This is a genomic window from Herpetosiphon gulosus (assembly GCF_039545135.1).
Taxonomy (GTDB): Bacteria; Chloroflexota; Chloroflexia; order Chloroflexales; family Herpetosiphonaceae; genus Herpetosiphon; species Herpetosiphon gulosus.
Genome location: NZ_BAABRU010000006.1, coordinates 76052 through 94024, shown reverse-complemented (window position 1 = coordinate 94024; position 17973 = coordinate 76052). Strand labels below are relative to the sequence as shown.

The following is a 17973-nucleotide window of genomic DNA, read 5'->3' as shown; positions in this document are numbered from 1 at the left end:
GTGAAAAATCGTACAAATTGCCTATTGTTATTTACTTCACAAAGGTGTAGAATTCACAACGTGCGGTAACAACAGGAGGCCGAGTATGCAAAAAGTAATTATTATTGGGGCGGGCTTTGCAGGTCTGCGAGCTGCCAAAACCTTGGCAGGCAAAAAAGTCGATGTGTTATTGATCGATCAACAAAATTATCATTGTTTTCAACCGCTGCTGTATCAAGTGGCGACGGCTGGCTTGGAGCCAGAGCAAATTGCCTATCCGGTGCGCGGAATTATGCATAATTGGCCGGGCGTGCGCTTTTTGATGGCCCGCGTGGAGCAGATTGATCGCGCTAGCAAACACGTGCTTACCACGATGGGCAGCTTCGATTACAATTATTTAATTGTTGCGGCGGGCGGCCAAACCAACTATTTTGGCAATCGTGAAATCGAGCAACATAGCTTTGGCTTGAAAAATTTAAATGATGCTGAGCAGTTGCGCAATCATTTATTGAGCATGTTTGAACGTGCGGCTTACGAGCGTGATCCACAGGTGCGCGAAGCCTTGCATACATTTGTGGTGGTTGGCGGCGGCCCAACTGGTGTTGAATTGGCCGGAGCAATTCGCGAATTAGTCAAGCATGTTTTGGTGCGCGATTTTCCACAACTTGAAAATAGCCAAGTCCAGGTGATTTTGCTCGAAGCCACCGATAAAGTGTTGGGCATGTTGCCAACGCGCTTGCAGCAAAAAACACTTCAGCGCTTGGAAAAAATGGGCGTGCAAGTACGTTTGAATACTGCCGTCGAAGGAGCTAGCGCCGATCAGGTGTATCTCAAGGGTGGCGAGGTGATTGCCAGCCATACCTTGATTTGGGCGGCAGGTGTGCGCGGGGTTGAATTGGCTCAAAGCCTTGAATTGGCCTTAGCACGCGGCAATCGGGTGCGGGTTCAGCCTGATTTGAGCTTGGCAGACGATCCCTCGGTATTTATTGTTGGCGATTTGGCCTATCTTGAGCAGGCGGGCAAGCCCTTGCCTCAAGTTGCGCCCGTGGCAATTCAGCAGGCGGTTACGGCAGCCAAGAATATTTTGCAGCAGCTTCAACATCAACCAACCCAAGCTTTTGCCTATCGCGACCGTGGCTCGATGGCGACGATTGGCCGTAACGCAGCGGTGGCGCATATCTTTGGCCTGCAATTTTGGGGCTTTCCGGCTTGGGTGGTGTGGCTATTTATCCACTTGATGAGCTTGGTTGGCTTCCGTAATCGGCTGGTAGTGCTGATTAATTGGGCCTACAACTACTTCTTTTATGATCAAGCAATTCGTTTGATTACCGCCAATCGCAAGCAGGCCGATTTTGACGTAGCGCCAGCTTTGGATATAATGCAAACCAACAACTAAAGGTGTGGCTACCACACCAAAGCTAGGGGAGCCAAGTGAGCTTGGCTGAGAGGTCGGACCGATTGATGCCGCTAACCCTCAGAACCTGATCTGGTTTATACCAGCGTAGGGAAGCGTTTGACGATTGGAAACCATCGCTAACCTTTACCCGTTGGCGATGGTTTTTTGTTGCTCAACGCCTACCGCACGCCCGTGTGGAGGTGCTTTGTATGCAGGAATCGCCTGATTCTGTGCTTGATCCGATTGCTACGGATCAACGTTCGTTTGGATTCCACGATTGTTTTGCTTTATGGTCGAGCCTTGGGGTGGGCTTGCTGGTGCTGAGCGCTGGGGCTTTGCTCGTGCCAAGCTTGAGTTTTGGTATGGCCTGTTTGGCGATTGTGCTTGGCTCGGCAGTTGGTGCTGCACTATTGGCCATGGTCGGCGTAATTGGCAGCGATACAGGCTTGCCAACCATGGCCTTGTTGCGCCCAGCCTTGGGCGTTCGCGGGTCAATTGCCCCAACCATGGCCAATCTGATTCAATTAATCGGTTGGGGCGCATTTGAAATTATTGTGATGAGCGAAGCGACTGATGCAATTGCTCGTAGCGCTGGGCTTGATCTGCCCGCCAGCATTTGGACGGTGCTTTGGGGCGTGCTGGTAACCGCCATGGCTTGGGGCGGACCGCTAACAATTGTGCGACGATTTTTGCGCACCTGGGGCATTTGGCTGGTAACTGGCTCGGCGCTTTGGCTGACCTACCAAGCCTTTCAATTGACCAGTTTCGCCGAGTTATTTGCCCATCGGGGAACTGGTGAACTGGGTTTTGGCACAGCGCTTGATTTGGTGATTGCGATGCAACTTTCGTGGTTGCCCTTGATTGCCGACTATACCCGCTATGCCAAGGGTGCGCGGCCAACGTTTTGGGGCAGTGGTTTGGGCAATTTTGCCGCGAATGTTTGGTTTTATGGCTTGGGCGTGGTTTTTACCCTCAGTTTGCTTGGCCAACAAGTGCTGCCTGCAATTCTAGGCGCGGCTGGTGGAGCCTTGGCTCTAAGCCTGATTTTGGTCGATGAATCGGACAATGCCTTTGCTGATATTTATTCGGCGGCAGTTTCGGCAGGCCATTTGAGCAGCCGCATTAGCCTCAAAATGCTGGCCTTAGCCTTTGGTTTAATCTGCACTGGAGTGGCTTTGGTTGTGCCAATGGCGCGGTATGAAGGCTTTTTATTGCTGCTTGGCTCAATTTTCGCGCCGCTGTTTGGGATTATACTGGTCGATCATTTTGGTCTACGCCAGCGCCAACTTGATGTAACAGCATTAGATCGTGTCAATGGCCGTTATTGGTATCACGCTGGCTTAAATTGGCGTGGCTTAGTAGCTTGGATTCTGGGAATTGGCCTGTTTCATGGCCTGAATGCGTGGTATCCGACCTTTGGGGCGACGATTCCAAGCCTTATTAGCGCTGGATTGATCTATTGGGGGTTGAGCAACATTGGTTTGTTTACCAAGCAATCGGCCTTGCAACGTGCGGTCTAAAGAGTTCACATCAAGCAGCCTTGCCGATTGTTGGCATTCATTACGTCAGCAACGCCCTTTGGTGCATGTCGTGCCAAATTTGGTGACGGCCAATGATGTGGCTAATGCGCTGCTGGCGGTTGGCGCTGCGCCAATTATGGCGATCGAGCCAGCCGAGTTTAGCCAGTTGAACAAACGTGCCCTTGTTTTGAGCATGGGCACGCCAACGTTTGAACGGATGCAACTGCTAGCCCAAGCCGGACGAGCTGCCCAAGCCAAAAACCTGCCAATTGTGCTTGATCCAGTTGGGGTTGGCGCGACCGCTTGGCGCAAACAAGCGGCCTTGGAATTAATCGCTATCGTTCAGCCAACCATTTTGCGCTTGAATTTGGGCGAAGCCTTGGCCTTGATCGATCAAACAGGTGTGGCGCATGGCGTTGATGTCGGTCATGATTGGCATGATCCAGTGCTGGTGGCAGGCCAATTGGCGCGGCGCTATGGCTGTGTGGTTGGCCTAACGGGTGTGATCGATGTGGTTAGTGATGGCACAAACTGGATTCAGCTTGAGCATGGGCATCAATGGCTGAGCCAAATTACTGGAGCTGGTTGCATTGTAACCAGCCTGATTGGCGCACTCGCCGCAGTTACCAATGATGCCATGTTGGCGACGGTCAGCGCAATCGCTGGCTTCGGCATGGCGGCGGAAGTTGCGGCCATGCATGCGCTTGGCCCAGCTAGTTTTCGCGTGGCTCTATTTGATCAGCTTGGGGCAATTGCTGAATTAATTGATAACAGTCTGCTTAACTATCTCATGGAGCAGCATGATGCAGATTGATTGGCGTTTGTATGCGGTGTTGGATACCGCCACACTTGGCTTGCGCGACCCCTTGACCATGACAGCAGCGCTGCTGGCTGGCGGCATTGGCATATTACAGCTTCGCGCCAAGAATCTGACTGTACGGCAAACCGCTCAGCTGGCTCAAGCGATTCTGCCACTAACTAGGATTGCCCAAATTCCCTTGCTTATCAACGATGATTTGGGCTTGGCCTTGGCGCTTGGCGCTGATGGCGTGCATTTGGGCGTTGATGACTTGCCTTTGGATTTGGCACGCGCCAGTTTCAAGGGCTTGATTGGCTACTCGCCTGAGGGTGTGACCGATGCCCAACGGGCTGAAAAATTGGGTGTTGATTATCTCGGGGTTGGGCCATTTGCCGCTACCAGCACTAAACTCGATGCTGGTGCGCCCTTAGGTCATGCGGGCTTGCGAGCAATTGTTGAAGCTGTGGATTGCCCAGTGCTGGCAATTGGCGGAATTACTCAACATAACGTTGCAGAGGTACGAGCCTGCGGCGTGGCGGGAATTGTGGTGGTTTCGGCACTGCTGAATGCCACCAATCCAACCCAAGCCTGTCGTGAATTTCTCGCAGATTAAGGAAATACCAATGACTAGTTTGATTCAAAAACAGCGCCAATCGACGCGGCGCTTAGCCTATAGCATTGTCTTAGCGGCCTTGGGCTTGGCACTTTCGCCAATGAGCATCCCCACGGGAATTGCTAAAATCTCGCCAACCCAACATCTGATCAATGTGTTGGCAGCGGTGTTGGTCGGGCCATGGTGGGGTTTGGCGATTGCTTTTGTGATCGCATTGGTACGCAATTTATTAGGTACTGGCACGCCCTTGGCCTTCCCTGGTAGCATGATCGGCGTGCTCTTGGCTGGTTTGCTCTATCAACATTGGCGCAGCGATTGGCTAGCAGTGCTTGGCGAGGTGGTTGGTACTGGTTTGATTGGCGCGACGGTGGCAGCGGTGCTGGTTGCGCCGTTGGCAATGGGCAAAAGTCCCGCCTTGATCGCCATGCTCACGCCGTTTGCAATTTCGTCGTTGGTTGGCGCGTTGTTGGCGTTGGCTAGCCTTGGATTATTGCGCAAAGCCCGTTTATTGTCCGCCGATGAGTGAGCTTGTTGTCGTTGCTAAGTATCGTTTTCGTTATGCCCAATCGCCAGCTGAGCTTGGGCCGTGGTCGTTTAGCTTGGCGCGGGGCGAATCTGTGTTGTTGCTGGGAGCCAATGGCGCAGGCAAATCGACGGTTTGTCGTATGCTCAATGGCCTGATTCCTTATCGCTATCCTGGTCAACAAACTGGCTTGGTGCGGATTGCAGGCCATGCAACTGAGCAACTTAATTCGCAACTATGGAGCCAATTGGTTGGCAGTTTGAGTCAACGGCCTGCCAACCAAATTTTGGGCCACACGGTGGCGCGTGATCTGGATTGGAGCTTGGCCCAGCAAGGCTTGCCGCGCCCGACAATTGCCGCCAAGGTCAGCGAGTTGGCAGAGCGTTTTGGTTTGCTGGATTTATTGCAACGCCAACCGCAGAGCCTTTCTGGCGGTGAGATTCAGCGGTTAGCACTTGCCAATTTGTTGGCGCGTAACCCAGTTTTGGTGGTGCTTGATGAGCCTTGTGCCGCTTTGGATGCGGCGGGTGTGCGGTTGGTGCGCCAGGTGATTCAACAATTGCAGCAGCAAGGCACAACTTTAGTGATTGCCGAGCAACGCCCGCAATTGCTGAGCGATTTGGCAACTCGCGCTTTGAGCTTTGAAAAGGGCCAATTAATCTACGATGGGCCTATTGTCGAAATTTTGCAAAGCGAAGAATGGTCTGTTTCACAAAATGAATTAACCGTCGAACCAATGCTGACATGGCACAAACTTAACTACAAGCGCAACCAATGCCCAATTTTTGCCAACTTTAGCGAGCAACTTGATTGTGCTCAGGTTGGTTTGGTTGGGCCGAACGGTAGCGGTAAAACCAGCCTTTTGCAATTAACCAGTGGCGTGCTGCGCCCACAAACAGGCTGGATCTGCTATCAACAACGCTCAATTACTCAACAACGGGCCGATCAACGGGCGGCTTATCTTGCTAGTCTACCGCAAGATCTGCGCAGCTTTTTCTATTGGCCAACTGTGGCTGAAGAACTAACCTGTGCTGACCCAACCTGGCGGCAGCAGCTGATCGAGCGTTTTGGGTTAGTTGAATTACTGGCACGGTCACCGTTTCAGTTGAGTGGCGGTGAGCAACGGCGTGTAGCCCTGGCATGTGCGCTATTGAACAAACCACGGGTTTTGTTGCTCGATGAGCCAACCGCCGGCTTGGATTATGCAGGCCGCTGGCAATTGCGCGAACTGTTACAAACCTTGGCTCAACAGGTGTCGGCTTTGATTAGTAGCCATGATTTGGCTTGGCTGGGTAGCTTAACATCGCGTTGGTTGCGTTTGCCCCAAGTAACGGCTGGCGCATGAATGATCCATTTATGAGTTCGCAGCGCTGGCATCCATTGGCATGCTTGGCTTTGGTGGCAGCAATTGGGCATAGCTTGCTTTGGCTCGGTTGTTGGTGGCAGCAATTGTTGGCGCTGAGTTTGATCTATGGCTGGCTTTGGTGGCGGATTCGCGCTGCAATGTGGCCGCATGTTGGGCTCATGCTGATAAGTTGTGGCTTGCTTGGGCTGAGTTTAGGTTTGAGTAGCACATGGTCGATTGCGCTCCAAGCGAGCTTGCGGCTGGCATGCTTGGGGATTATTGGTTTACTCCTGTTTGCGTTGGTTGAGCCAAGTGCTTTGATCGACAGCCTATACCAACTTGGCTTGCCGCTAAATCTGGTGCGTTTGCTGGAAGGCAGCTTGAGTACATTGCCCGCAATGCTGCGGATTGTCCAACAAACGCGAGCTAGCTTGGCCAGCCGGGGTATTCGCAATGATCATTGGTATTTGCTGTGGAATGGGCGCTGGCTGGTTTTGCCGATTTTAGCTCAAGCTTTGCAACATGCCGATGATTTGGCCGAAGCTTTGCATACCCGTGGCCTGAGCGATCAATGCCCGACCATACTGCAATCGTACCCGTGGCGTTGGCAAGATTGGAGTTTGCTTGTGCTCAGTGGTCTCAGTTTGCTGATTTGGTTCTGACTCCCTCACCCCCGCCGAGCGAGGTGAAGGGAACCACCAAACCAAAAGCCCCTCGCCCGCCGCAGTGGGAGAGGGGTTGGGGTGAGGGATTGCAATTAATTAAGGATATTGTTCATGGATTATGCGGCGAATTTATGGCAGGTTAATCGTTTATTAGCCCAGGCTTGTTTGCAGCACCCGTTTGTGCAGGGGCTGGCAACTGGTCAACTGGGCATCGAACGCTTCGCTGATTATATTGGGCAAGATAGCTTTTTTCTGCAAAGTTTTGCACGGGCTTATAGTTTGGCAGCGGCCAAAGCCCCAAATTGGGCTAGCGTGTGCACCTTTCATCAGCTAGCTGGCGGTGTGATCCAAGAGTTACAACTGCATCAAGCCTTTGCTGCCGATTGGCAGGTTGATTTGAGTGTGGTGCAGCCTAATCCGGCTACCCAGCGCTACACCGATTTTCTACAACTGACGGCATGGTCAAGCGATTTGGGCACATTGGCGGCGGCGCTGGCTCCCTGTATGCGTTTATATGCCTACCTTGGTCAATCGTTAGCTGCTACTCAAACCGCCAGCCATCGCTATAGTGCTTGGATCGAAACTTATAGCAGCAACGAATTTGAAACCTTGGCGAGGCAATTGGAGCAACTGGTCAATCAACATAGCTACAATCTGGCCAGCACCGCCCAAGCCTATCGCTATGCCATGCAATGTGAATATGATTTTTTTGAAGCAGTTTGGAGGAACTAAATGCGAGCAAAAGCATTAACCATCGCTGGCTCCGATTCGGGCGGCGGCGCGGGAATTCAGGCCGATCTCAAAACCTTTCATACCTATCAAGTCTATGGCAGTAGTGTGATTACGGCGATTACTGCGCAAAATACGCTTGGTGTTCAAGCTTTTGAATTAGTTAGCCCAAGTTTGATCGAACGCCAAATCGTGGCGGTTTTAGCTGATATTGGGGCCGATGCGATTAAAACGGGCATGCTTGGCAACGCCACGATCATCGAAACGGTTGCGAATAGCCTGCGCCGATATCCTGTGGCATTGGTGGTTGATCCGGTGATGGTGGCCAAGAGTGGTGATCGCCTATTAGTTGAGGATGCGGTGCAGGCTTTGCGTGAGCAATTAGTGCCAATTGCCAGCCTAATTACCCCCAATTTGCCTGAAGCCAGCGTGTTGCTGGGCCGCGAAATTGATGACGAACGCACGATGTATGCAGCCTTGGATGATTTGCTGAAACTTGGAGCGAAGGCAGTTTTGCTCAAAGGTGGGCATCTCAAAGGCCAGCCGCTGGATTTATTTGCCGATGGTCAACAGGTGCTCGAACTGCGCTCAGAGCGAATCGACACCCCCAACACCCACGGCACTGGCTGCACCTATGCGGCGGCGATCACGGCATTGCTGGCACGAGGCGCAGATTTGGTGAGTGCGGTTTGCCAAGCGCATGCATTTTTATACGAGGCGATTGCTAGTGCCGAATCGATTGGAGCTGGTCATAGTCCAGTTAATCATTGGGTTTGGCTGAGTGAGCGAACTGTTTAAACGCAATTAAGCTATTTGAACTATATCGCGATTAAGTAGCCAGAGATGGTGCTGGCTACTTAATATTTTGTGGAAATTTACCTTATTTATCATAACATTTAAATAAAGTTGTTTATCAAATCAGCTTATCTGAATTTGCAACAATGTATCGGTTTTTGAAAAAAGTGATATATCAGCTAGCTATCGCTTTTACTATCGTTTTGGCAGTTTATTAAGCGTGGGCGATTTGGCATACTAGCGGCAGACACAGTGTTTGATCTTTACTTGCAAGTAAACCTCTCTCTTCTCTAAACCTTCCGAATCTATTCAGAAAGGACATCCATTCATGGAAAACATCATGTTGATCGACGAAGAAGTAGTAAGTGTCGCTGAATTGCACAAATTTGAAGGCGAAGGCGATACTGCCGCTGATGCTGCTGATTGCACCTGGACTTGCGCATGGACGTGTGGTTGGACGGGTGTCGTCGAACAACTCTAATTCGCATTAGTTCTCTTGTTGTTCTTTCTTGATTATCAGCTTTTAGTTTGTGAGGAATCTCTTCATGGAAACCACTTTGTTGATCGACGAAGAAGTAGTAAGCGTCGCTGAATTGCACAAATTCGAAGGCGAAAGCGATACTGCTGCTGATGCTGCTGATTGTACCTGGACTTGCGCATGGACTTGCGGATGGACGGGCGTGGTTGAACAACAATAAAGATTCTCTTGCGAAGCTGGGGGCCACATGGCTCCCAGCTTCACTTGTTAACGCTAAAGGAAGTTGCTATGGCTGATCAATCAAGGAGCTCAAACGTTATTAAGCTTAATTTGCAAGAGCCGCTCCAGGCCTTAGTTGCGGAGTCTATCAAAGCCTTGCCTGAACGTCAGGTGACGATTGATGGTCAATGGTTGCAGCTTGCTGGTTTGCCAGCATGTCGCCTACCGCGCCAAGGCTGGAAATTGCATGTTTCTGCGACTCCTACCAGCGCTCCGCATGTGCTCCAACGCGTTTTACCAATTCTGCTTGCAGCTGGCGTTGAGTTCAAACTCAGCAAAAGTATTGCTTCGCTTGCAGTATTAAATGAAGGATTGCCTGGTCAGCGGAGTCAAGTAGGTAAGTTTATTACCGTTTATCCAGCGAATGATCAACAGGCAGTTGATTTAGCCCAACAATTACATCAGGCAACCATTGGTTTGGCTGGGCCAGCGATTCCAAGTGATCAGGCGCTGGTTCCTGGTAGTTTGGTGCACTATCGTTATGGTGGTTTTGCTGTGCAGATGAGCGTTTCTCCTGTTGGCGTTGTGATTCCACTGCTGCAGACTCCCGATGGCACGACAGTTCCCGATAAACGTGACCCTTGGTTTTCCAAGCCCGCTTGGGTAACCGACCCTTTTGAAGCTGCGGGGCTGACCCAACGCTCTAAGCCTCAGTCCGGCATGCTCGGAACGCGCTATCGGATTCGCAAGGCGCTCCGTCAAACGGCGAAAGGCGGAGTCTATTTGGCTGATGATCGCTCGCTTGAGCCGCCACGCTTAGTCGTGATCAAAGAAGGTCGGCGTTTTGCCTGTACCGATAGTTACGATCGCGATGCCCGAGCACGAATTCAGCATGAATATGCCATGCTGACCAAACTCAGCGCAAGTGGTTTTGTTCCCCAAGTCTATCAACACTTCATTCAAGAAGATAATCATTTCCTTGTTTTAGAATATATCGAAGGCACTTCATTGCGTGCGTGGTTAACCCAGCGGAGTTTAATTGGCGAACCCTTAAGCTTAAGTGAGGTTGAGCAAATCGCCCAAACTCTTTGGTTGATGTTGCGTGTAGCGCATGAACAGCAAATAGTGTTGCATGATTTCAATCCAAATAATATAATGGTGTGCCCCGACAGTAAACTTCGATTAATTGATCTTGAAATTAGCCATTGCCTTGAGGCTGAAACGCCAGCATTTTATGGATGGACGCGTGGTTTTGCGCGTGATGCTAGCCGTAACTCCAAACATCAGTTAAGTTTTGCTGATGATTATTTTTCCTTTGGCGCAACCCTTTTCTTCTTATTAACCTTGACTAATCCGTTGATTGCCGCTGATCAACAGCCAACAATGGATCGCTTTCGTCAATTGTTGGCTCGTTTGCGCCCTGATGCGCCGCCCCATTTACGCGAATTAACCTTAGCCTTGCTGGCTACCAACGATGCCCAAGCAAAGCCAGTGTCTTGCGAGCAAATTACTAGCTACTTTAATGGTGATCACGCTGCTGCTGAAACTGGCTCCGTATTTCCACTCCCTGATGCTCAAGCACTTGCGCATAAACTTGGAGCTTGGCTGCTCCAAACTGCCCAGCCTGATAATCCGCAAAGCTATTGGCCGCACGGTGGTGGTGGCTACACGATGTTGCCAATCTCAATTCAATATGGTGCTACTGGCACGGGCCTTTTTCTACTTGATCTCTATCAAGCGACTGGCCAAGAGCGCTTTTTGCTTGAGGCTGAAGCGGCATTGGCTTGGTCATTAACCTGGATCGAACGTAATCCCCATTTGGCGACGATTCCTGGGCTATATTTTGGCTGTGGCGGTGTGGCATGGTTGGCGATTGCGGTTGCCAAACAGCGCGGTTTAACTACTGCTTCAGCAGAATTATTGGCCCTGCTTGAACGGCTTGATCTGATGGAGTGTCCGCATGCCGATCTCGCTCATGGCTTAGCTGGCTTAGGCTGGATCTATCTGGCGGCAACCCAAGCCTTCCCGCAAGCCGAATGGATTGAGCGCGTTCGCACGATTGCCAAGCAGTTGGTCGCGCATGCCGTGCCATTACATAGTGGGATTGGCTGGGAATTAGTGATGGGTCAAGCACCTGACATCCACTATGGCTACTCTCATGGGAATGCAGGCATTGGCAGTTTCTTAATTGCCGCTGCTGAATTAACCAATGATCCGCTTTTTGATTTGCCGATTCGACACGTTGCCCAAGCCTTGATTGATGCTCAGCTTACAGTTGCTCATGGCGCTGGCATTAGTTGGCCCCACTCAGTCCAGAATCAGCTGGTCTGGCCTCATTTTTGTAATGGCGCTGGTGGGGTAAGCCTCTTTTGGTCGCGTCTCTATACGTGGTCGGGCGAGCAACGCTATGCTGATTTAGCCGAACAAGCGGCGACGAGTGCTTGGTTGGGCTGTCGCGGTGCTCCGGCAGGCATCTGTCATGGAATTGCTGGGGCAGGCCTAGCTTTGATTGAAGTTGCCAAGGCAACCGGAAAGCCAATTTGGCGCGAGCGAGCCGCCGATTTAGCCCAACTATTGCTTTTGCGCGGCCATAATGCCGATGGCGTATATCTCTGGGAATCTGATGGTTCGGGCGCGTTTAATGCTGATTTGATGGTTGGCAATGCTGGCGTTGGGTCATTCCTGCTTCGGCTTAACCCCACTATCGATCTAGCGCATCCTGTTGCATTACCATTAACCAATGTTGTAGCCGAGGGGAGGATCGGATGAAACAACCACTTTCAACCAGTCATGCCTGGCGTTTGGTTATTGCAAGCCGCAACTTCCGCATTCTCTTTACGGCAGAGCTTGTCTCAACCTTTGGCGATATTCTTTATAAATTGGCAATCATGTGGTTTATCTATCAGCGCACTGGCTCGGCCATGCAAACCGGTGGGGTGGCAATCGCTGGACTGCTTGGCACGTTACTGGTTGGCTTTTTGATTGGCACATTGGTTGATCGTTGGAACCGCAAAACTATTTTGGTAGTCGCCGATCTGGTGCGGGCACTCTTGGTAGCCAGCCTTGTGGGCGCGATGCTTTTCGCTGATCAGCCGCCATTGTGGCTGTTTTATGGGGTAAGCTTTGCCCTTAGCATCGTTGGCATGTTTTTTGGCTCAGCCCGTAGTGCCGCCATGCCCGATCTACTGGCCTCAGAAACCTTACTTGCTGCCAATATTGCCGCCAATATGGCTAGCCGCATGATGGGCGTTGCATTTACGGCCATTGCTGGCTTGCTGATCGCTTGGATTGGGCCTGAGTGGGCCATGGCTTTGAATGCGCTTTCATTTATTTTTTCAGCAGTTTGGTTGCTCTGGTTGCCATCGTTGGCGGCAACAACCCCTAAAGCGCCGCGAGCTGTTACGCCTAAAGCCATCTGGCAAGATATGCGTGAGGGAATCGATTATCTGCGCTTGAGCCATTTGTTGGGCTTTTTAAGTAGTATTGTGATTGTGGTTAACTTTGGGAGTGCACTCTATTCAACCCTGACTCCAGCGCTGGTAACGACTGTGCTGAACGCCGATCCCAGTGTTTATGGCTTGTTAAGCACGGCCAGCCTCGTAGGTGGAATTATTGGCGGACTGCTACTTCAGATGGTGGGCCAAAAACTCAGCCTCAATCAATCAATCAGCCTTGGATTAATTGGAGCTAGCCTGAGTGCGCTGAGTTTAGGTTGGTCAACCTGGGTTCCGTTGAGCCTCTTTTTGACAACGACGATGAGCATTGCGCTAGTTTTTAATCAAATGCCAGTCTATACCGCACTCCAACAAGAAACGCCAAGTCATCTACGTGGGCGAGTTTTCAATCTTTTTGGCATGATCGCTAATATTGCTAATCCTCTAGGAATTGCGCTTGGTAGTGCGCTTGCCGACCAAATTGGGGTGCAATGGGTCTATAGCATTGGGGCCGCTTTGGTGGCTTTCGGTGCTTGGCGGGCATTGTATTATCACAAGCCGCAACCAGACCCACGCTCTGAGGGAGCCTTATTATGAGCGAGGTTGTGCAATTGCAAGTGGCTACTGGCGTGTATCTGCGTGTCATTCAAGCCCCGACAGTTTGGACAACGACCATGTGGTTGGTTTGGCAATCTCCTTTAGCGCCATTTGCCAACTATATGCTTGGGCAATTACTCCAACAGCGTGCTCAACAACCGCAGCAGATCCAAACATGGCTTAATCAAACTGGCTTTTGTCCCGAATGGCTGGCTAGTCAGCGCGAAACCATTACAACCCTGACTTGGTATTGGGTCAGCCAAGCTACTACGCCAAGTGAGCTTGCCGCAGCCTTGCAGCGCATCCAACCGATGTTAACTGAGCTGTTTGAGCAACCATTGTTTGATCAAGCTGATTCTGCCGATCTGCGTATGCAACAAGCGCGGCGAATCGTTGAGCAACAGTATCTGCAACAACGGACTAACCCCCAACTTGCCAGCCTTACCCGCTGTCTCGAAGCGCTTCAGCCTGATGATTCAAATATTGCTAGTCAAGGGCTAGAGCACCCTGGCGAGGCCGAAGCAGCCTGGCGTATGATCAGCCAGCAAGCACCATTAATTGTCTATCTTGTGGTAGCCGATGCGGCGCAAGCAATTGGCGAGATGGTTGCTGCATGGCTGCAACCATGGATCGGCCAACGCCAGCCATTGCGTTATTATGATCCGGCTCCAGCTATCTCACGAGAGCGCCTATTAATTCATGAGTATCAACCGCATATTCCCTCACAAATGAGTATGGCATGGTCGGGTGGTGCAACCTTGGCTGCACCAAATTATGCCATGTTTCAAGCAAGCCTTGGCTTGTTGGGGGCGTTTCCGCGATCGCGCTGGTTGCAGGTATTACGCCAACAACATCAATTAACCTATGCGATCAAAGTTCATGCCAATCGGCTGAATGGTATGGTTGCAATGCAAAGTCTTTTAGTTGATCAAGCTCAACCCTTGGCCCAACAATTAATTGAGCAAACCTTGGCCGAGTTGCAAACTGGTCGCTTTGGCTTGGATGAACAAGCCTATGCCCAAGCAATGCTTGATCGTGAGCAGTGTTTGCTGTGGGAGAATCCACGCCGCTTGCTTGATCATTGTGTGATGTTGGATCTCTTAGGCCAACCGATCGCTCCGCGCCAAGCCCTGACATTTTCGCCTGACCCACACGCCTTGGGTCAAGCGTTACAACAGCTGCAACCAGCCGCCTTGGTCAACATTCGAGGTGTCCAATGAAACAGATCGCGCCAGTTCGCCGTTATCGTCATGCCGAGGGCTTTAATATTGCGCTGGCTGAACAGCCAACTTGGCAACGCATCCTGATTAGGATTGTGATACCTTTAGGCAGTTGTGGCGCTTGGATTGCTGCTCCCCAACCACCCATGGTAATTCCAATTGGAGCTGCTCATCTGCTCGAACATTTGCTCAGCAAGCAACTTGCCGTAGCCTTCGGTGAACAATCGCTGACCCAATATCATGCATTAACCAGCTGGTGGACAACCCAATTTAATACATGGACGACCAAACTGGTGTGGTCGGAGTTGGAACATGCGCTGGAAGTGCTGTGTTCCCCACGCTTTGATTACGAGTGGTTGCAGCATGAACAACAAATTATTACTCATGAAATTCGCCAGCGTGATGCTCAAATCAAGTATCAATTGTATCGAACAATGCTGGAAACGCTCTATCAACAACATCCGATTCGCTATGGAGTGACAGGTACGGTTGCTGATGTTGCAAAAATTAGTTTGACTGAACTCCAAGTGCTGCATCAAGCGTTTTATCAGCCCCAGCATATGACGCTTTGGTTAGCGGGGCCATCAGAGCGTTTGAATCAACTTGATCGATCTGGCTGGCTTGAAGCGCATCCCAATCCTTGGATTAATGATCAATTGCCTGAGGAGCCACCCCATCCGCGCATGCCAATTCAACACATCGCTAGCAATAATCCCCAGCCAGCGCTTCGAATCGCCTATAAAGATCAATTAACCATTCCTTGGCTTGAGCGCCGATTAACCAGCGAGCTGGTTTTAGAAGGATTATTGGGCCTGGGCAGCCCTTTGGGCAAGTTACGAGCGCAGGGTGAATACAGTGGTGATGATTATTTTGGCTATAGTGCGATTAGTGCTAGCCATAGCCAACCGCAGGCACTCGCTGACCTAATGCAGACGCAGCTTGAGCACTTTGCCCTGACGCTTGATGAGCCGCGACTTGACCAACTTAAGCGCCACTTGTTGTTGCGGTATGCGATTCGTTACGAGCAGCCTGAACAGTTGCTCAGCGAATTACAGACGATCGAACGCCAACAAACCAGCCTTGAGCATTTGTACAAAACCCTAACAACGCTTGATGTTGCGACTGTATCGCAACGCATCCAGCAGCACTTTATTCCAGAATATCGCACGCTGATTGTTGCCCAGCATTCAGGCTAGTAGCTGTGTTATAGACTCAATGTTGGTGCATGGTTCATTCGATCTAATTGCTTATGCTATACTGTATATGACACAATGTGTGTTATATAGCTAGCTATTACGGCTGATTGATCGATTTGAGGGAACATTCTATGCAACAACAAGAGGATATTCGAATTCAGCGCACGCTCAAGGCTTTGCGTCAAGCATTTATTGAATTAATTATTGAGCAAGGCTACGAGGCGGTGACTGTACGGGCGATTATTCAACGGGCTAACGTTGGCAATAAAACCTTTTATCGCCATTATCCCGATAAAGAGGCGCTTTTGTATGCGGTGGTTGGCGAAATGCTGATCGAGGGCCAGCAATTTTTAATTCCGCCCGATTCGACAATTGCTGCCGAACAAAATACCCTGAATGCCTTTCGTTTTGCCAATCAATATCGCGATGTCTTGCGCGTGTTGTTGCGTAGCCCAATTGCTGAACAATTGCTCGGGCCAATGATTGAATTTGGCATTTCTGAGGGCGAGCGCTCGTTTGCCGGGCGTAGTCTGCCGACCGATTTAGTTTCCTACCATTTTGTGGCCAGCATGATGTCGTTGATGCGCTGGTGGTTTGAGCGTGGCACGCAATATACGCCCGACCAAATGGCCGAATTTGTCAATAAATTGCTAATTCGGCCAATGAGCGAGCCAAGTGCTAGCGAGTAAGATCCTGATTAAAGCTAAATAGCGACAGCGGCAAAAGGCTATGGTAGACTGCCTATGGCGATGCTTGATGATTCGCAGCAAACCAAAGGAGGTCTTGATGCGTCGGATGATCGTTCTTGCACTTGTTGTTAGTTTGATGGCCGCTTGTAGTGGCGAGTGGCCGAATGCCCCAGTTGCCAATAGTACTCCCAGCAATCCAACCAATTTTCCGCCGAGTCCCCAAAGCTCACCAACCATTGGTCAGTGCCCAGTTTTCCCGCTTGATAATATTTGGAATACGCCGATTGATAACTTGCCAGTGCATCCCCGTTCGAGCCAATATATTGCGAGTATCGGTGGTAGCGAAACTTTGCACCCCGATTTTGGCGCGGCCCAGTGGAATGGTGGCGATATTGGGATTCCGTATGTGGTTGTGCCCGCCAATCAACCAACCGTAACCGTGAATTTTGTTGAGTATCCTGATGAGAGCGACCCAACGACCGGCTCAGGCCAATATCCAGTGCCGCCCAACGCGCCGCGTGAACATGGCAGTGACCACCACGTGCTAGTCGTTCGCGAGGGCGAATGTAAACTCTATGAGCTTTATAATGCTACGAAGCTCAATGATACAACCTGGAATGCTAGTAATGGGGCGATTTTTGATTTACGTTCAAATGCGCTGCGCCCTGATACATGGACTTCTGCTGATGCAGCGGGTTTGCCGATTTTGCCTGGCTTAGTGCGCTATGAAGAAGTTCAGGCAGGCGAAATTAAGCACGCAATTCGTTTCACCATCCAACGTTCACAACGAGCCTATGTTTGGCCAGCCCGCCATTTTGCTTCATCGATTACCGATCAGAATGTACCACCCATGGGCATGCGCTTTCGACTAAAATCAAGCTTTGATATTTCGGGTTTTTCAAGCGACATGCAAGTTATTTTACGGGCAATGCAACGCTATGGCATCATTGTGGCTGATAATGGCTCAGATTGGTATATTTCAGGTGCACCTAATCCTAATTGGGATGATGATGATTTAGTCAGTTCGTTTGATCAAATTCGCGGCGATCATTTTGAAGCTGTCGATAGCTCAAGCCTACAACTCAACGCCGATTCAGCTGCGGTTGTCGCCAGCGCTGCACCCCAACCAAGCAAACTTGCCGAATTTGGTGGGGTTGATCAAGGTCAACAATTACGCTATGCAATTACGATTATTGGGAATGGTAGTGCTCAAACCATGAATGATCAATTGCCGGATGGCTTGGCGATTGTCCCAGCTAGTGCCACGATCAACCCCAGTAATTTGGCTACACCAAGCATTAGCAACAATAGTGTGCAATGGAGTGGCATAATTCCCAATTCGCAGAGTGCTGTAATTAGCTTTCGGGCAACGGTGAGCACCAATGAACGGCGAGTTATTGTCAATACTGCCCAAATTAACGCAGCAACAGTTCAAGCGAGCATTATTGCCAACGGCTATCGAGTCTGGTCGCCAGTTGTGCGTAAACTAAAGTAACGCTGGCAAACAAGTTGGGAGAATATGCTATACTCTAAGGGTCATGGTTAAGCATGACCCTGCATTATTGGCGGGCGTAGCTCAGTTGGATAGAGCATCGGTCTTCTAAACCGACGGTCGTGGGTTCGAGTCCCGCCGTCCGTGCCAATTCTTCCTCCCATTAAATCTAAAACTTTAGCTGACCTATTAACCAGAATAGCTTATAATCTTCAGGACATACGTGCATGACCCCTAGGAATCACCCTAGCTTTAGTCACCGTTCTAGCCTATCTTCCTAGTGA

General features: G+C 50.5%; 16 protein-coding genes, 1 tRNA gene, 1 pseudogene and 1 riboswitch. All 18 genes and pseudogenes read left to right on the top strand.

Annotated features, from left to right (window positions below):
• Positions 1–85: 85 nt before the first annotated feature.
• Positions 86–1375, top strand: a complete 1290-nt coding sequence (locus ABEB26_RS09425; RefSeq protein WP_345721725.1) for an NAD(P)/FAD-dependent oxidoreductase — start codon at positions 86–88, stop codon at positions 1373–1375.
• Positions 1376–1389: 14 nt separating this feature from the next.
• Positions 1390–1504, top strand: a riboswitch (TPP riboswitch).
• A gap of 80 nt (positions 1505–1584) precedes the next feature.
• Entirely contained in the window at positions 1585–2895 is a 1311-nt protein-coding gene (gene cytX, locus ABEB26_RS09420; RefSeq protein ID WP_345721723.1) for a putative hydroxymethylpyrimidine transporter CytX, read from the top strand.
• Positions 2885–3709: a hydroxyethylthiazole kinase gene (gene thiM, locus ABEB26_RS09415; protein ID WP_345721722.1), complete on the top strand. Its 825-nt coding sequence runs from the start codon at positions 2885–2887 to the stop codon at positions 3707–3709. Before cytX ends, thiM begins: the two co-directional genes overlap by 11 nt.
• Complete coding sequence (gene thiE, locus ABEB26_RS09410; protein ID WP_345721721.1) at positions 3696–4307, top strand: thiamine phosphate synthase; 612 nt, start codon at positions 3696–3698, stop codon at positions 4305–4307. Before thiM ends, thiE begins: the two co-directional genes overlap by 14 nt.
• A gap of 10 nt (positions 4308–4317) precedes the next feature.
• The gene (gene thiW / locus ABEB26_RS09405; RefSeq protein WP_345721720.1) at positions 4318–4833 is read left to right on the top strand and encodes an energy coupling factor transporter S component ThiW; all 516 of its coding nucleotides are present in this window, start codon (positions 4318–4320) and stop codon (positions 4831–4833) included.
• Positions 4826–6175: an ABC transporter ATP-binding protein gene (locus tag ABEB26_RS09400; protein ID WP_345721718.1), complete on the top strand. Its 1350-nt coding sequence runs from the start codon at positions 4826–4828 to the stop codon at positions 6173–6175. Before thiW ends, ABEB26_RS09400 begins: the two co-directional genes overlap by 8 nt.
• Positions 6176–6186: 11 nt before the next feature.
• A complete protein-coding gene (locus tag ABEB26_RS09395; protein WP_345721717.1) occupies positions 6187–6837 on the top strand; it encodes a CbiQ family ECF transporter T component in 651 nt (216 codons plus the stop codon).
• A gap of 114 nt (positions 6838–6951) precedes the next feature.
• Complete coding sequence (locus ABEB26_RS09390; protein WP_345721716.1) at positions 6952–7572, top strand: TenA family protein; 621 nt, start codon at positions 6952–6954, stop codon at positions 7570–7572.
• Positions 7573–8367 (top strand): bifunctional hydroxymethylpyrimidine kinase/phosphomethylpyrimidine kinase, encoded by a 795-nt coding sequence (gene thiD, locus ABEB26_RS09385; protein WP_345721715.1) that lies wholly within the window; start codon positions 7573–7575, stop codon positions 8365–8367.
• 325 nt (positions 8368–8692) lie between these two features.
• The gene (locus tag ABEB26_RS09380; RefSeq protein ID WP_345721714.1) at positions 8693–8845 is read left to right on the top strand and encodes a hypothetical protein; all 153 of its coding nucleotides are present in this window, start codon (positions 8693–8695) and stop codon (positions 8843–8845) included.
• Between the two features lie 64 nt (positions 8846–8909).
• Positions 8910–9062 carry a hypothetical protein gene (locus ABEB26_RS09375; RefSeq protein WP_345721713.1) on the top strand — a complete coding sequence of 51 codons (153 nt, stop codon included), beginning with the start codon at positions 8910–8912 and terminating at the stop codon, positions 9060–9062.
• A 68-nt stretch (positions 9063–9130) separates the two neighbouring features.
• Positions 9131–11830, top strand: coding sequence for a class IV lanthionine synthetase LanL (gene lanL / locus ABEB26_RS09370; protein WP_345721712.1), 2700 nt, complete (start codon positions 9131–9133; stop codon positions 11828–11830).
• Entirely contained in the window at positions 11827–13092 is a 1266-nt protein-coding gene (locus ABEB26_RS09365; protein ID WP_345721711.1) for an MFS transporter, read from the top strand. The genes lanL and ABEB26_RS09365 overlap by 4 nt, the downstream gene beginning before the upstream one ends.
• On the top strand, positions 13089–14312 hold the full coding sequence (locus ABEB26_RS09360) for an insulinase family protein (protein WP_345721710.1): 1224 nt from the start codon (positions 13089–13091) through the stop codon (positions 14310–14312). The genes ABEB26_RS09365 and ABEB26_RS09360 overlap by 4 nt, the downstream gene beginning before the upstream one ends.
• Entirely contained in the window at positions 14309–15508 is a 1200-nt protein-coding gene (locus ABEB26_RS09355) for a M16 family metallopeptidase (RefSeq protein ID WP_345721709.1), read from the top strand. Before ABEB26_RS09360 ends, ABEB26_RS09355 begins: the two co-directional genes overlap by 4 nt.
• A gap of 131 nt (positions 15509–15639) precedes the next feature.
• Positions 15640–16197 carry a TetR/AcrR family transcriptional regulator gene (locus ABEB26_RS09350; RefSeq protein ID WP_345721708.1) on the top strand — a complete coding sequence of 186 codons (558 nt, stop codon included), beginning with the start codon at positions 15640–15642 and terminating at the stop codon, positions 16195–16197.
• Positions 16198–16333: 136 nt separating this feature from the next.
• Positions 16334–17293, top strand: a pseudogene (locus tag ABEB26_RS09345) (hypothetical protein); the annotation flags it as partial.
• A 469-nt stretch (positions 17294–17762) separates the two neighbouring features.
• A tRNA-Arg gene (locus tag ABEB26_RS09340) sits at positions 17763–17839 on the top strand.
• The last annotated feature ends 134 nt before the right edge of the window (positions 17840–17973 follow it).